Annotated in this window: 12 protein-coding genes; all 12 read left to right on the forward strand. The window is 50.8% G+C overall.

What is annotated here, in order from left to right; genetic code table 11:
* The first annotated feature begins 20 nt into the window (after positions 1-20).
* The 12 genes from BQ5453_RS09015 to BQ5453_RS09070 all read left to right on the forward strand — a co-directional run bounded on the left by BQ5453_RS09015 (position 21) and on the right by BQ5453_RS09070 (position 15,038).
* Complete coding sequence (locus tag BQ5453_RS09015; RefSeq protein ID WP_071122971.1) at positions 21-1,604, forward strand: tetratricopeptide repeat protein; 1,584 nt, start codon at positions 21-23, stop codon at positions 1,602-1,604.
* Between the two features lie 626 nt (positions 1,605-2,230).
* On the forward strand, positions 2,231-3,835 hold the full coding sequence (locus tag BQ5453_RS09020; RefSeq protein ID WP_235860106.1) for a Gfo/Idh/MocA family protein: 1,605 nt from the start codon (positions 2,231-2,233) through the stop codon (positions 3,833-3,835).
* A 257-nt stretch (positions 3,836-4,092) separates the two neighbouring features.
* Positions 4,093-5,421, forward strand: a complete 1,329-nt coding sequence (locus BQ5453_RS09025; protein ID WP_071123599.1) for an MATE family efflux transporter — start codon at positions 4,093-4,095, stop codon at positions 5,419-5,421.
* 628 nt (positions 5,422-6,049) lie between these two features.
* Positions 6,050-6,748: a PASTA domain-containing protein gene (locus tag BQ5453_RS09030; protein ID WP_071122973.1), complete on the forward strand. Its 699-nt coding sequence runs from the start codon at positions 6,050-6,052 to the stop codon at positions 6,746-6,748.
* A gap of 227 nt (positions 6,749-6,975) precedes the next feature.
* A complete protein-coding gene (locus BQ5453_RS09035; RefSeq protein ID WP_022101557.1) occupies positions 6,976-8,061 on the forward strand; it encodes an RluA family pseudouridine synthase in 1,086 nt (361 codons plus the stop codon).
* A gap of 17 nt (positions 8,062-8,078) precedes the next feature.
* A complete protein-coding gene (locus tag BQ5453_RS09040; RefSeq protein WP_071122974.1) occupies positions 8,079-9,077 on the forward strand; it encodes a D-alanine--D-alanine ligase in 999 nt (332 codons plus the stop codon).
* 105 nt (positions 9,078-9,182) lie between these two features.
* On the forward strand, positions 9,183-10,337 hold the full coding sequence (locus BQ5453_RS09045) for a 1-acyl-sn-glycerol-3-phosphate acyltransferase (protein ID WP_071122975.1): 1,155 nt from the start codon (positions 9,183-9,185) through the stop codon (positions 10,335-10,337).
* Positions 10,338-10,524: 187 nt separating this feature from the next.
* Positions 10,525-11,175 carry a NigD1/NigD2 family lipoprotein gene (locus BQ5453_RS09050; protein WP_083361189.1) on the forward strand — a complete coding sequence of 217 codons (651 nt, stop codon included), beginning with the start codon at positions 10,525-10,527 and terminating at the stop codon, positions 11,173-11,175.
* Positions 11,176-11,200: 25 nt separating this feature from the next.
* Positions 11,201-12,115 (forward strand): DUF2156 domain-containing protein, encoded by a 915-nt coding sequence (locus BQ5453_RS09055; protein ID WP_071122977.1) that lies wholly within the window; start codon positions 11,201-11,203, stop codon positions 12,113-12,115.
* Positions 12,116-12,270: 155 nt separating this feature from the next.
* Positions 12,271-13,314, forward strand: a complete 1,044-nt coding sequence (locus tag BQ5453_RS09060; protein ID WP_071122978.1) for a GNAT family N-acetyltransferase — start codon at positions 12,271-12,273, stop codon at positions 13,312-13,314.
* Between the two features lie 46 nt (positions 13,315-13,360).
* Entirely contained in the window at positions 13,361-14,431 is a 1,071-nt protein-coding gene (locus BQ5453_RS09065) for an esterase-like activity of phytase family protein (protein WP_071122979.1), read from the forward strand.
* Between the two features lie 13 nt (positions 14,432-14,444).
* Positions 14,445-15,038: a DUF6359 domain-containing protein gene (locus BQ5453_RS09070; RefSeq protein WP_143033356.1), complete on the forward strand. Its 594-nt coding sequence runs from the start codon at positions 14,445-14,447 to the stop codon at positions 15,036-15,038.
* Positions 15,039-15,133: the final 95 nt, after the last annotated feature.

Here is a 15,133-nt window from a genome sequence, read left to right on the forward strand (position 1 = left end):
CATAATACGTAACACACAATATGAAAAAGAATTTTTTCCGCGCAGCAGCATTGTCTGCCATTCTCGCCATGAGCGTGAACGGCGCACAAGCCCAAACTCGTAACTACGAGTGCCCTCCTCTCAACCCCGAATATCAAGCACAGGCCGACCAAGTAATCAGCCTGCAGATGGAAGACCCCGAAAAGGCTGGCAAGCTTTACATGGGTCTTGAAAAGAAGGTGCAGAAAAACAAGGAAGACCTCGTTTCGCTTGGTACCTACCTGCTCGAGCACAACGAACTTCAGGGTGCAAACCGTTGCGCCAAGTTGGTTTACGAAAAGGCACCCGACTACATTCCCGGCCTTATGTTCTCGGCCGAGGTGTACATGAAAATGCAGCAGTGGGGCCTCGCTGGTGGTCGTTACGACGAGGTGCTGGCCATCGACTCTACCAACATCGCTGCCATGAAGCGTAACGCCTTCGTTTACAAAAATGTAAACCCCCACGCAGCCATCGACTATTTGCTCAAAATAAAGAAGATTGACCCTGCATATACCGATGCCGACAAGGACCTGGGCGACATCTACTACAAGCTCGACGACTACGCCAAGGCTATTGCCGCATACGACACCTATTATAAGGTGACTCCTAAGGAAGCTGACAAAATTGATATTCGTGCTTGTGAAAACTACCTTCAGGCACTCTTCTCAATGTCGGTAAAGGACGAGACAAACCTCGACAAGATGATAACCATCGCCAACGAGATAAAGCCCCTCGCCCCCAAAGACATCATCATTCCGCGTATGGAGTTCTTCGCCAAGTACAACAAGGTTGAAACAGCCATGGACTATGAAGGCGCGTTGAAGGCTGCCGACGAGGCTTGCGCCTACATTCGCGACAAGCAATTCCCCGACTCGGTTTACTTCTACATGGACTACGACTTCGCGGGCAAGCTTGCCAAGGAAAAGGGCGACATACCACAGGCCATCAGCTATTTTGAACAAGCTGTAAAGGACCTCGAGGCTAAAGCCGGCGACATCACCGACGAGCGCAAGAAGACCGAAAACGAAAACAAGCGTGGTTCGTACTTCTACGAAATCTCAAACCTCTATGTGCGCAACAAGCAAGCCGACAAGGGTATTGAGGTGTACGAAAAGTACCTTGCATTGCTTGGCGACAAGGCTGACATCTCAGACAAGTATACACTCGGTACAAAATATTTTGCCGCCTACCAGCAGCAAAACAACACCCCCGAGCAAAAGCAGGTATATCACGACAAGGCCGAGGAGGCTTTCAAAGCCGTTGTTGGTACTGAAACCACCAACCGCCTGCCCATCGTGCTGGCTATCCAGATGCTTGCACGTTTGAGCAATACTGACACCAACAAACCCATCGACCTGGTACGCGATTACTACGTAAAGGTTATCAACGAGAGCGAGGACGAGGCCATCAAGCAGAAGGCCAGCAATGCCCGTTTTGAGGCTTGCCGCTACCTGTTCTTCTACTATGTGAGCATCGACACCCCCAACAAGGTTGAAGCCACAAAGTATGCCACCATTGCCAAGAGCATTCGTCCCGATGACGACTTTGTCAAGGCTGCATTTGAGCATCTTAAGACCATGTAATTGTAACGGGTTGACTGTGGTGGTCAACAGGTTAACGTACACATAATAAAAGGCAGAGGCTGTAAAGCCCAACTGCCGCAACGAAAGCGGAGTGCTCCGCCCACACTTGTGCTGCAAGGCACTGATGTGGGCGGAGCATTCCGCTTTTGGGGGGCACAGAAAGGCGCGCGTCAGCCGCAAGTTGGGTGCAATAAAATGACGTGCTAACCTACACCTAACTAATTTGATAGAGTTCAGACATGGATTATTATGACACACGGATTGCACCGATCGCACGTAGCGAAAAATCCGTGCAATCGGTGCGATCCGTGAGCGATAATATCAGAATGGTTCCACCGGACAGCAATATTTACCAGACAACAATTATAACAAATTCCAAAATCTGTTGCCACCCACCCCGTATCGTGCCTGCAACACACCGGCAGCAAAAAGCTGCGCGGAGCAACTTTCGTCACTATAATTTTGCTTTTCGGAGGAGTTGTGCTAACTTTGCAAGCACGCAATACTTGCGTAGCTACAAAAAAAGCATCTAACAAACAACTCTAACAAATTAATTACATCTACCTATGAAAATGGTAAAATGTTTTGCATTTGCCTTTGCTGCCCTCCTCACATTGGGTGCTAACATGGCCAATGCACAATCACTCTCGCCCTCAACCAAGTGGCATTGGGAAGAAGGTACTATTGTTGTTGACACTCCTGAGCGCCCTGCCGGTCAAAAGGACGTGATCAACCTTACCACTCCCAAAATTCAGACCGTACGTGTAGGCTTTGTTGGCCTCGGTATGCGTGGCCCTGGTGCCGTAGAGCGTTGGACCCACATTCCTGGTGTACAGATTGTAGCACTTTGCGACTACCAGCCCGAGCGTGCTGAGGCTTGCCAAAAGTACCTCAAGCAGGCAGGTCTTGCCCCCGCAGCCATCTATTCAGGTGCCGAAGGCTACAAGGAACTCTGCAAGCGCAACGACATCGACATCGTATATGTAGCAACCGACTGGGATCACCACTTCCCCGTAGCCAAGTTCGCTATGGAGAATGGCAAGAACACCGCCATCGAAGTGCCCTCGGCCATGAACCTCGAACAGTGCTGGGACCTCATCAACCTTTCTGAAAAGACCCGCAAGCACTGCATGATACTCGAAAACTGCTGCTACGACTGGTTTGAAATGAACACCCTCAACATGGCCCAGCACGGTGTGTTTGGTGAGGTTATCCGCGCCCAGGGTGCCTACATTCACAATCTCGACGACTTCTGGGGCTACTACTGGCAGAACCCCAACGGCTCAGACAAGGAAAACTTGCACTGGCGCATGAAGTACAACAAGGAAAACCGTGGCGACGTATATGCCACTCACGGCCTTGGCCCTGTGGCACAGGTACTCGACATTCACCGTGGCGACCGCATGAAGACACTCGTGGCCATGGACACTAAGAGCGTGCATGGTAAGGCTTATGTGGAGAAAAAGACAGGCAAGCCCTGCAACGACTTCCGCAATGGCGACCACACCACCACCCTTATCCGCACAGAGGAAGGCAAGGTTATCGAAATTCAGCACGATGTGATGAATCCCCAGCCCTACAACCGCCTCTACCAGCTCACCGGTACCAAGGGTTTTGCCAACAAGTATCCCGTAGAGGGTTATGCTGTTGACGCCAGCCAGTTGGCTTCAGCCGGTCACCAGCCCAAAGTTGACAATTTGAGCTCACACAGCTTCATGCCTGAGAGCGAAAAGCAGGCACTCGAAAAGCAGTACCAGCACCCCATACTTAAGAAGTATGGCGAAATGGCCAAGGAAGTAGGTGGTCATGGTGGTATGGACTTCATCATGGACAGCCGTTTGGTATACTGCTTGCAGAATGGTCTGCCCCTCGACATGGACGTTTACGACCTTGCCGAATGGTGCTCACTTGCCGAACTCGGTGCCCTCTCAATGGATCACAACTGCGCAAGTGTGGCTATTCCCGACTTTACCCGTGGTCACTGGAACGATGTGAAGGGCTTCCGTCACGCCTTTGCCTCTGCTGAGCAGGAAAAGGCTGTTGAGACAAAAGCCAGTGCCGTAACCGCCGCACAAAAGGCTGCCACTGCCAAGTTCAACCTTTGGAAACTCTACGATGACGTGAAGGCCGCCAAGGACGAGGCTTCAAAGAAGAAGGCTGAAGCTGCCTATGCCAAGGCTGTAGCCAAGGCACAAGCACAGGTTGCCAAGGCTGAAAAGTCTAAGAAGTAATACCGATGGAGCAATCACTCAACGAGTGACCCCACAAACATTCATACCAAAAGGCCACGCTACCGGTTGCAGAAACCCCGGCAGTGTGGCCTTTGCATATCACAGTATAAACGAGTTGATGAGTTGATAAGTTGATGAGTTGATGAGATTACAAGTTGATGAGTTGATAAGTTGATGAGTTGACATATGCTCTACACTACTTGTCACCCCGTTACCCCGTCAACAAAGAATGTGTAGCCCTTCTCAAAAAAAACACTATGCGTACTTACACCTATTCACAAATAGCCCACATCGCTCTGCCCATACTTGTCAGCACACTCATGGAGCAGCTCATTGGCACCACCGACACGGCCTTTCTTGGTCGTGTAGGCGATATAGAGTTGGGTGCTTCAGCCATAGGCGGCATCTTATTCATAGTCGTGTTCATGTTAGGCTTAGGCTTCAGCATCGGCGCCCAAATACTCATGGCGCGGCGCAACGGCGAGGGCAACTATCAGCGCATAGGCGTCATATTTTATCACAGCATCGCATTCCTGCTATTGTTAGGAGTCGTACTGTTTGTGCTTGTTCGAGCCTTCTCGCCCCACATATTGCAGCGCATCATACAGTCGCCCCGTGTGTGCGAGGCCGCCACCACTTATTTGCACTGGCGCATCATCGGCATGTTCTTTGCCTTTGTCAACGTTATGTTCCGGGCCTTCTATGTGGCCACCACCCACACACGCACCCTCACGCTCAACTCGGTTGTGATGGTGTTGAGCAACGTGTGCTTCAACTATGTGCTCATTTTCGGCCATTTCGGCGTACCCGCTTTAGGCATAGCTGGTGCAGCTATTGGCAGTAGCATGGCCGAAGGCGTTTCCACTATATTCTTCATCATACACACCCGTCGTCACATACCATGCAGCAAGTACGGCCTCAACCGTATGCCGCGTTTGCGCTTGTCGCTCTTGGGCAAGATACTCAACCTCAGCGTTTGGACCATGGTGCAAAACTTCCTGTCGCTTTCCACATGGTTCATCTTTTTCCTCAGCATCGAACATTTGGGCGAGGATTATTTGGCAGCCACCAACATCATACGCAGCATTTCGTCGTTCACCTTTATGACAGTGGTAGCCTTTGCCTCCACAGCTGGCACACTGGTCAGCAACCTTATGGGGCAGGGTGAGCCCGATGCCGTGTGGCCCATGCTGCGTCGCACCATGCTCATGACGGCCGTGGCCCTTGCTCCGCTGCTGTTGATAGTAGCCATATTCCCCGATGCCGTCATGTCGGTGTTCACCACCGATATGCAGTTAATTGATCTCGGCCGCGGCGCACTCTATGTGCTTTTAGCCTCGTATGTGTTCACCCTTCCGGCGCAAATATTGTTCAACGCTGTGAGTGCTACGGGCAACACCCGCATGGCCTTCGTCATCGAGTTGTGTGCTCTGGCTGTTTACACTACCTATGTGGCGGTAGCCATCTTCAACATGCGCCTGTCGCTGCCGTGGTGCTGGGCCAGCGAGTTTGTTTACAGCATAATCGTCACAGTCCTTGCATTTGCCTACATGCGCTGGTACCCGTGGCAGAACAAAAAGATATGATTTTTATTGCTGTTTGGTAAGCCTACACACCGTGTCACTACCTACAGTTTTGGAAAAGCATGGTAAATCTTACATCTTACACTAATTGCATGTAACGTGTTGATTATCAGCAAATTGCGGAGTGTAAGATGCCTTCGCAGGCTCCTACACCCTACCTACACCAATCTTACACAACTGCCCCACCTGCATGATAAAACGCAAAATCTGTTGCGGCAGAGCGTAAAAGCAATAACGGGCGAGCGAAAATTCTGACGGACGGACAGAATATTCGCTCGCCCGTTGTCCGTCATACACTTTCGTCTTTGTGCGTGTGCATGCCAGTGCAAGATGTGTTTGCAAGTATCTTACACTGTGTAATACGTTGATATTCAATATGTTGCAAGCAAATAGTGTAAGATGCAAGATACTTCGCCTAAAGCCTGATGTATAGGCGCGTGCGCGAAAATTGCGCCTCTGTCATGACATCAACCATTTTGCACGCCAGGCTGCAATTTGTCAAATCCTCAAATCTTTCGATAGTTGGCGTGCACACATTTCGCTCCAACTTTCGAGCTATTTATGGCGTACAAATGGAATAACTCATTTTTTTGTCGTACTTTTGTACTTATTCTAAATGTAAACACATCGCATGACTGTATCTGAATTTATCAAAAAGATATTTAGCCGTCCGCTCCTTGGCAACTGTTTGGGAGTGGTGATTGTAACCCTGTTGCTCGGCATAGGGTCGCTGGTGTTTATAAACTTTTACACCCATCATGGCGACGAGGTGGTCGTGCCCAACGTTTGCGGTATGGACCAAGGCGTGGCCGAAAAGAAACTCCGGGCAATGGGCCTGCGCATGGAAGTGACAGATACGGGCTATGTGTACAATGCAGCCCCCTTCTCGGTGCTTGAGCAAAACATCAAGGCTGGCGAAAAGGTGAAACCCGGCCGTATCATTCTCATAACCATCAATGCCAACGGACCGCGACAAATAGCCATACCCGATGTGGCAGACAACTGCTCGCGTCGTGAGGCCGAGGACAAACTCAGAGTGCTGGGCTTCAAACTGGCTGCTACCGAATATGTGGTTGGCGACCCCGAATGGGTGTACGGCATCAAGGTGAACGGACGCAGTGTGGCGGCTGGCACCAAGGTGTCTGTCACCTCACCCATCACATTGGTTGTGGGCTCGGGCGGTGTGACAGACGAGTATAATGGCAACGACAGTCTCGACTTTGTAAAGAATGCACCTCCCGAGGAGGTTGACGAGCTCGAGGGCGGTGGCGATGACAGCTACGACGCTCAGTCCGGCCACAACGATAATAACACAGACAACGGGCAATAAGGCAGTAGCCTCAACCTCAGACTTTATTATATAAAACAACGTATAGGCGGAAACAAGCAAACAGGTTGCCAAGTTAACGGGTGAGTTTGCCAGGTTCCTTACCATTCTGGCTTTAACATAATAAGTAGCGTGTTGCATACTTACTTGTTAACCAGTCAACTTGTCAACCCGTTAACCAAGAATTCCGCCAACGGGTATTAAACACGGCATAACACGTGGAAGACATCATGACACAGGCAGACATCAGCGAAGAACTGCCCGACTACATAGACACCGACGACATGGACGAAGAGGGTGGCGACGAAGGTGGCCAGCTCTACGAGCATTATCGCGTAGTGGCCGACAAAGGCCAACAGTTGCTGCGCGTGGACAAATTCTTGCTCGACCACCTGAAGGACACCTCGCGCAACCGCATACAGGCTGCTGCCAAAGCGGGTTTTATACACGTCAACGACAAACCGGTAAAGAGCAACTACCGTGTAAAACCATTCGACGTGGTAACCCTGCTGCTCGACCGTCCGCGTTATGAAAACAAGATTGAGGCGGAGAATATTCCGCTCGACATCGTATACGAGGATAGCGAACTGCTCGTGGTAAACAAACCCGCCGGGCTGGTGGTGCATCCGGGTTGTGGCAATTATACCGGCACCCTTGTCAACGCCATAGCCTGGCACTTGAAGGATGACCCCAAGTACGACCCCAACGATCCGTCGGTGGGGTTGGTTCACCGCATTGACAAGGACACGTCGGGGCTGCTTGTGGTGGCCAAGACACCCGATGCCAAAACTAAATTGGGGTTGCAGTTTTTCAACAAGACCACACGCCGCCGCTATAATGCCTTGGTGTGGGGCAACTTGGCTGATGACGAGGGCCGCATTGAGGGCAACATAGCGCGTAACCCGCGCGACCGCATGCAGATGGCCGTGTTCGACCCCTCGTCGGGCATAGGCAAGCATGCCGTGACACACTATAAGGTGCTGAAGCGCTATGGCTACGTAACCCTTGTGGAGTGTGTGCTCGAAACGGGCCGCACACACCAGATACGTGTGCACATGAAGCACATTGGCCACCCCTTGTTCAACGACGAGCGCTATGGGGGCGACCAAATTCTGCGAGGCACACAGAGCAGCACTTACAACAGTTTTATACGCAACTGCTTTGCCATTTGTCCTCGACAGGCGTTGCACGCCCGCACATTGGGCTTCAAGCACCCCAAAACGGGCAAGGAAATGGACTTTACCACTGACCTCGCTGCCGACATGGTGGCTTTGCTGGCCAAGTGGGATAAATATATTGAAGGAATTAAAGCATAGCATATAGATATAGCATCATGAAACGTAACATTGCTATTGTGGCCGGAGGCGACTCCTCTGAACACGACGTATCTCTGCGTTCGGCAGAAGGTATCATGTCCTTTATGGACAAGGACAAGTATAATTGCTACATTGTCGAAGTGACAAGCAACAACTGGAAGGTGGAGTATCACAACGAAACCTGCCATATTGACCGCGCGGACTTTTCGTTTACCGCCAAGGACGGCCGTCACACATTCGACTTTGCTTATATTACCATTCACGGCACTCCGGGCGAGAATGGCATCATGCAGGGGTATTTCGACCTTATCGGCATGCCCTATTCAACAAGCGGTGTGCTGGTTGAAGCATTGACTTTCAACAAGTTTGCTTTGAACAACTTTTTGCGTGCCTACCCCGAGTTGCACATTTCCGACTCGGTGCTCATTCGCAAGGGCGACACCGTTACCACCGACACCGAGCAGCAACTGGCTGCCCGCCTTGGCATACCTTGCTTTGTCAAGCCCAATGCCGGCGGTTCGAGCTTTGGTGTGACCAAGGTGAAGCACGCCGATGCCCTGCGTGCCGCCATTGAAAAGGCTATGGTGGAAAGCGACGAGGTGATGGTCGAAAAGATGATGAGCGGCACCGAAATTACTTGCGGTTGCTTTAAGCGTGCCAATGGCGAAATTGTGACATTGCCTATTACCGAGGTGGTGTGCCACGACGAGTTCTTTGACTATGATGCCAAGTACAACAACAAGTCAGACGAGATAACCCCGGCACGCATTGCTCCCGAAACGGCCCAGCGCGTGAGCGAGATGACCAAGCACATCTACCACATATTGGGTTGCTATGGCCTTATCCGCATCGACTACATATTGTCGGGCGAGAAGGGTAATGAACAAATTAACATGCTCGAAATCAACACCACTCCGGGCATGACCGCTACAAGTTTCATTCCGCAGCAGGTACGTGCTTCGGAATATGACATTAAGGACGTGCTGAGCGACATTATCGAAGGCAAGTTCTGCTGAATAGCTTAAACTAAGGTTATGAGGTCGGCCGGCAATTATTGCCTCAGGCTGCCCTCATAGCCTTATCTTATTTTATCCCCCTCCCTCTTAACACACTTTACTGCCATGAATATTCACGATTTCGACGCCATACGTCCCATTGAGCCTAATGAAATTGGCGCTGCCATTGACGAGCTGTTTGCCGAACCGCAGTTCTGCGCCATTGTGCAATCGTTTTTCAAGGACGTGCCTGTTAAGGCCATCAAAGCCAAGGCTAAAATGTGCCGCACTGGTTTGGAAATACAGAAGACCTTCTTCTATCCGCTCGTCAAACAGCTGATGGCCAAATGTGCCAGTGGCTTGACACTCGACGCCGAGGCTATACCCGTGTCGCAGCGTGACAAAAGTTACACCTTCGTGTCGAACCACCGCGACATTGTGCTCGATTCCGCTTTGCTCGACATCTTGCTTATCGACCACCAGTTCAACGACAGTATCGAAATAGCCATTGGCGACAACCTGCTCATTTACCCTTGGATAAAGACCCTCGTGCGTTTGAACAAGTCGTTCATTGTGCAGCGCTCGGTGGGTATGCGCGAAATGCTCATGTCGAGCAAGCGCATGAGTGAATACATGCACTTTGCCATCAAAGAGAAACATCAAGGCATTTGGATTGCACAGCGCGAGGGACGTGCCAAGGACTCGAATGACCGCACACAGGAGTCTATACTCAAAATGATGACCATGGGCGGCGAGGGCACACCACTCGACAGATTGAAGGAATTGAACATCGTGCCGTTGAGCATATCGTATGAATATGATCCATGCGACTTTTTGAAAGCAAAGGAGTTTCAGCAAAAACGCGATGATGCTGCATTCAAGAAGAGCCGTCAGGACGACCTTGTCAATATGCAAACCGGCATATTTGGCAAAAAAGGACATGTGCATTACCGCATGGCAGAACCCGTCAATACATGGATTGACCAATATGCCGAACTGCCCAAGAACGAATTTTACAAGGCAGTAGCCGCCCGCATTGATGTGGCCATACATCAGGGCTACGAAATATATGCCAACAATTATGTGGCGCTCGACTTGCTGAATGGCAACGAGGCCCAGGCTGTACATTACACGGAGGAGCAAAAGAAAGTGTTTGAACAATATTTGCAGGAACGCATTGACATGATAGACTTGCCCAACAAGGATATCGACTTCCTGCGCGAACGCTTGCTCACCATGTATGCCAATCCGCTCATCAACCAGCTGAAGGCCAACGCTTAAGTAGGTGTTCAAAATTATTTTTACATTGAAAGTGCATTATCGGGGCGCAGATGTTCCCTTCGGGTGAGGGAGCATAGCGGGCTATGTGACCGAGGCCGAAGGGAACAGATGCGTCTCGAGAATGTGCTTTCAATGTGAAAATGACACCTGCTGATTGTATAAAATAATTTTGAGCATCTACTTAGCAATGATGAAACGAACAGCACTTTGCCTTTGGGCTTTAGTCACAGTTGTCATGCTCAATACCGCTTGCAATGACGATGAAAAGCCTTTGCCCAACATACAGACGATGTTGGCCGACATGACACCCGACGCCAACGGGCAGGTGAGTGAACTGACGCTCGACGATGGTGGGGTGAAAACGCTTGCCAAGCCGCTGACGGGATTAAAGGCCGATAGCACATACCGCATTCGGGCTGTGTACGAGGTGCAAGCATCGACGCGCGTCTCGCTGATTGGTTGTACGCCTGTGCTGGCCGCGGCTCCCCAAGCCTACGCTGCCGACAAGGTACACACCGATGCACTGAACGTTGTGTCGTGCTGGCAAGGGGCTTCGTACATCAATTTGCACATAGGCATCAAGGGCACGAACACTGGTAAGCACTACTTCGGTTTTAACCGGGGCGAACTGACCGACAATGGCAATGGCACACGCACTTTGCACATCACTCTGTTGCACGACCAGCATGGCGACCCGGCATATTACACCATCGAAATGTACTTGTCGATGCCCCTAAAGTCGTTGGTTGGCATGCTCCGGCCATCAACCGACAGTGTGTCGGTAAGTGTCAACACTTTTGGAGGTGTGGCACATTTTGCATTCATTTATAAAGAATAGAAACTGCTAACAGACTGTCACGACGATGATACCATTTCACCCGCTAACACTGGCAGACCGCGAACTTGTGCAGCAGCGCGTGTTGCACAGTGACTACCGCTACTGCGACTACAACTTTCTGAACCTTATAGGTTGGCGCTTTATGTACGACACCGAGGTGGCCGACTATAAGGGCTGGTTGCTCTTCCGCTTCAAGGCAGATGGCCATTTGGCCTATCAAATACCCGTGGGCAATGGCGACAGAAAGGACATAATAAAGGATATGCTCGACGATGCCCAGCAACAGGGGCACCCCTTTTTGATGCTTGGCGTGTTTGAGCATGCACTCGCGCAACTCGAAATGGCCATGCCGGGCTATTTCTTTGCCAAAGCCGACCGCAATTACTCTGAATACATTTACAGCCGCGACAAGCTCAGCACCCTTTCGGGCAAGAAGTTGCAACCCAAGCGCAATTTTATTAACCGCTTTGTGTCGCAGCACCCCGACTATCAGTTTGTGCCGCTCACGCCCGACCTGTTTGACCGTTGTTTGGAACTTGACCATAAATGGGCCGCAGAAAAGGCAGAAGAGGAGACGCACGACAAATTTACCTACGAAACCGAGCGACAAGCGTTGGTAACCATGTTTGATAATTGGGAGGCTACTGGCGCAAGGGGCGGTGCGCTGATTGTAGACAATGAAATAATAGCCTTTACGCTTGGTGCCGGCATCAACTACGACACCTTTGACGTTTGCATCGAAAAGGCCGACACGCAATACGAGGGTGCATTCACCATTATCAACCGCGACTTTGTGCGCAGCCTGCCAGAGCAGTATGTGTACATCAACCGCGAAGAAGACCTCGGACTGCCAGGCTTGAGGCGCTCAAAACTGTCGTATCACCCCGAACAACTGCTCCATAAATATACGGTGATGACCAAGCACCCGCTTGGCGAATGAAACAAATAGGGTGGGGAAGACTGCTCGCTGACAAACTTGCCAGCACGTTGCTAACGTTTCGGATTTAAGAAGAACAGACTGAACCCGAAAGGTGAGTTACTTTGTCAAGCCCCTAACCCCCTAACCCATTAACCCCCTAACCCCTTTCTACCCCCATGCTACTTACACCCAACGAAATAAAGCAGCAAACGCGCGACCTGTGGCGCACTTGTTTCCATGACTCAGAAGAGTTTATGGACATATATTTTGAAGATAAATACACTGATGACAACAACCTGACCATACGTCACGACGGACAAGTGGTGGCTGCCACGCAACTGTTGCCGTACCGATTTACTTTTTATGGTTCGGTACTGCGTGCAGGCTATATATCAGGCTTGGCCACTCTGCCACAATTCCGCAACAAAGGTTACGCCTCGAACCTCATACATGAGGCACACCGCCGGTTGTTCAACCAAGGTGCCACGCTCAGTTTTTTGATACCCGGCAGTGACGAACTGCGCAGCTTTTACGAAAAGCCCCAACATGGCGCTTTTTGGAATGCCGTGTACCGTCAGAATTTGCCTCTCGACATTACCAACGATGGCGATTACAGCAAAATAGAGGTGACACGCCCCGACGAGTGGGGCCGCGACCTGTATGTGTTCTACCACCGTCTGACCGTAGAGTTGCCGTTTATGATGCACCCGTCGGAGAACGACTTCTTTGCTGCATTGTCTGATGCCGACCTCGATGATGGTTATGTGCTCGTGGCGCGTCGCAAGCGCCGTATTGTGGGCGTTTGCCTGGCGGTGAAGGAGGCCGATGGCAATGTGTACATTCGCACTTTGGCCATTACCGAAAGCGCTGCGCGTGCTGCTTTTGTGAATTATCTGATGAAAGCATGCAATGTGGACAAGGTGTATCGCCGTTTCTGTATGCCAGCTTCGCTCAAGGGCTCAGAGCCATACGCCATGGCGCGTGTGGTAAATGTGCCACGCTTTTTGTCGGCCATTGCCACACCCAATCCGGGTTTCCAACTGCACATTGGTGTGGACGGCGACCTCGATATTCCAGAAAATAATGGTTGGTATATAGTAGAAAACGGCCGCGTGCGTTTGACAGACATCAAGCCCGACAGCATTGTTACACCTGGTGGTTTGGCTGCCATGTTTATGGCCGCACAACCCATGGTGATGGATATGATGCTTGACGAGTAGACACGCTGCGTTGGGGGACCCCGTCAACCTATAAAAGAATTATCTTATGAACAAACTGCGATATGGCCTTGCAATGGTGGCTGTTGCACTTTGCAGCTTGGCCTCTGCCCAAACGGCAGTAGAACTTAAACAACAATCGCTCGGCAAATGGCGTATAGGTGCGGCACAGTATAGTGGCATTACTGCACTTGGCGGCAACCGCTATGCTATGGTGAGTGACAAGGAACCCACCGATGGCTTTTTCTTGTTTAGAATAGACCAAAGCGCTCTGACGGGCGATGTGACTAATGTGTACCTGGAGGGGTTCAAAGGCAACCGCTCGCCCAAGGTTGATGCGCAGGGCATATCCATACGCGATTGTGAGGGTGTGGCATATTTCCCTCAGCGCAACACGCTGTTTATCAGCGGTGAGGGTGACCAGCGCATTTTAGAGTATGACATGAAAGGGCAGCCCACAGGGCGTGAACTGAATGTGCCGGACATATTCTCGTCTGAACACATTGTGTTCAACTATGGTTTCGAGGCGTTGTGCTACGACACTATTGCACACCGATTTTGGACCACGTCGGAAAGCACACTGCCTGCCGATGGACCGGCGGCTTCGCCCACTCACCCCGGAGTGGTAAATTTGTTGCGCTTGCAGGCATTTGACGACAACCTGCAACCTGTGGCACAGCATGCCTACCGCATGGATAGGGGACGTACTGATGACTTTGGCAAGACTTATGTGTTTGGTGTCCCCGAAATTGCCCCATTGCCCGACGGCAGGCTATTGATACTTGAGCGCGAGGCAAATGTAACCCATGGTGGATTGAGCAGTACAACCCGTTGCAAATTGTTTGTGGTGGACCCGCGCAATGCACACCAAATTGACAGCAGCACACCGATGAAGGACGTTGACAGCAACCACTTTCTGGATAAAAAGTTGTTGGCGGACTGGACTACTGAGGTGCAGCCTTTCAAACTGACATTTGCCAACTACGAGGGTATGTGTCTTGGTCGCACTCTGGCCGATGGCCGCATGACGCTCTTGCTGGTGAACGACTCGCAAGGGGGGTACCGCAAGGGGCCGTTCAGCCTGAAGGACTACATTAAAGTGATAGTTATAGGTAACTAACGCATCTTATTATATGAAGAAGCTGTTTGCCTTATCGGTAGTTATGGTTGCCTTGATGCTTTGTGGCTGTAACGAAATAGAGTTGCCTTCAGAAGGCTCTGGCGGCAAGGAAGATGATGATAAGGAGAATGTGGCCGCGCCCGACAGTGACGACACGTTTACCATAGCCACGCTCTGCCGGGCTGACGATGGCGAATTTATAGCACTGAAGGGCTACATCGTTGGCTACATGCCTACGAATACCATAAATAAGGTGGTTTTTAATGCCGATGATGCTGTGAGTACCAACATCGTGTTGGCCGACAGGGTTGCCGAAACGGATATGAAATTGTGTGTGGGTTTGCAACTCAAGGCTGGAAGCGACGCACGTGTTGACTTGAATCTTGCAGACAATCCTGCCATGTTGGGGCAGCGCATTATAGCATATGGCTATAAAGGCGCTTATTGCAACGCTCCCGGACTGAAGCAGGTGGAGGTGTATGAATTGGTTGACGATGACGATAGTGATGACGACAGCGGCGATGGTGCTGACAGCAAGGACGACGGTGGTGAACTGTTTCCCACTTTGGTGACAGAGGGGACTGCGCAACCTTTTGAAGGGTGCTGAACTTGGAATTTTTCTTCGTCAATTTAGGTTTTACCTCAGCCCTGCAAAGCAAAAAAAGCATTTTTTGTTTTGCAGGGCTTTCTGTTTGCACTAAC

This window comes from Prevotellamassilia timonensis (assembly GCF_900106785.1).
Taxonomy (GTDB): Bacteria; Bacteroidota; Bacteroidia; order Bacteroidales; family Bacteroidaceae; genus Alloprevotella; species Alloprevotella timonensis.

Excerpts from the sequence above, each read along its gene's own strand:
- BQ5453_RS09015 (WP_071122971.1), top strand. The coding sequence starts at position 21 with ATGAAAAAGAATTTTTTCCGCGCAGCAGCATTGTCTGCCATTCTCGCC.
- BQ5453_RS09020 (WP_235860106.1), top strand. The coding sequence starts at position 2,231 with ATGGCCAATGCACAATCACTCTCGCCCTCAACCAAGTGGCATTGGGAA.
- BQ5453_RS09025 (WP_071123599.1), top strand. The coding sequence starts at position 4,093 with ATGCGTACTTACACCTATTCACAAATAGCCCACATCGCTCTGCCCATA.
- BQ5453_RS09030 (WP_071122973.1), top strand. The coding sequence starts at position 6,050 with ATGACTGTATCTGAATTTATCAAAAAGATATTTAGCCGTCCGCTCCTT.
- BQ5453_RS09035 (WP_022101557.1), top strand. The coding sequence starts at position 6,976 with ATGACACAGGCAGACATCAGCGAAGAACTGCCCGACTACATAGACACC.
- BQ5453_RS09040 (WP_071122974.1), top strand. The coding sequence starts at position 8,079 with ATGAAACGTAACATTGCTATTGTGGCCGGAGGCGACTCCTCTGAACAC.
- BQ5453_RS09045 (WP_071122975.1), top strand. The coding sequence starts at position 9,183 with ATGAATATTCACGATTTCGACGCCATACGTCCCATTGAGCCTAATGAA.
- BQ5453_RS09050 (WP_083361189.1), top strand. The coding sequence starts at position 10,525 with ATGATGAAACGAACAGCACTTTGCCTTTGGGCTTTAGTCACAGTTGTC.
- BQ5453_RS09055 (WP_071122977.1), top strand. The coding sequence starts at position 11,201 with ATGATACCATTTCACCCGCTAACACTGGCAGACCGCGAACTTGTGCAG.
- BQ5453_RS09060 (WP_071122978.1), top strand. The coding sequence starts at position 12,271 with ATGCTACTTACACCCAACGAAATAAAGCAGCAAACGCGCGACCTGTGG.
- BQ5453_RS09065 (WP_071122979.1), top strand. The coding sequence starts at position 13,361 with ATGAACAAACTGCGATATGGCCTTGCAATGGTGGCTGTTGCACTTTGC.
- BQ5453_RS09070 (WP_143033356.1), top strand. The coding sequence starts at position 14,445 with ATGAAGAAGCTGTTTGCCTTATCGGTAGTTATGGTTGCCTTGATGCTT.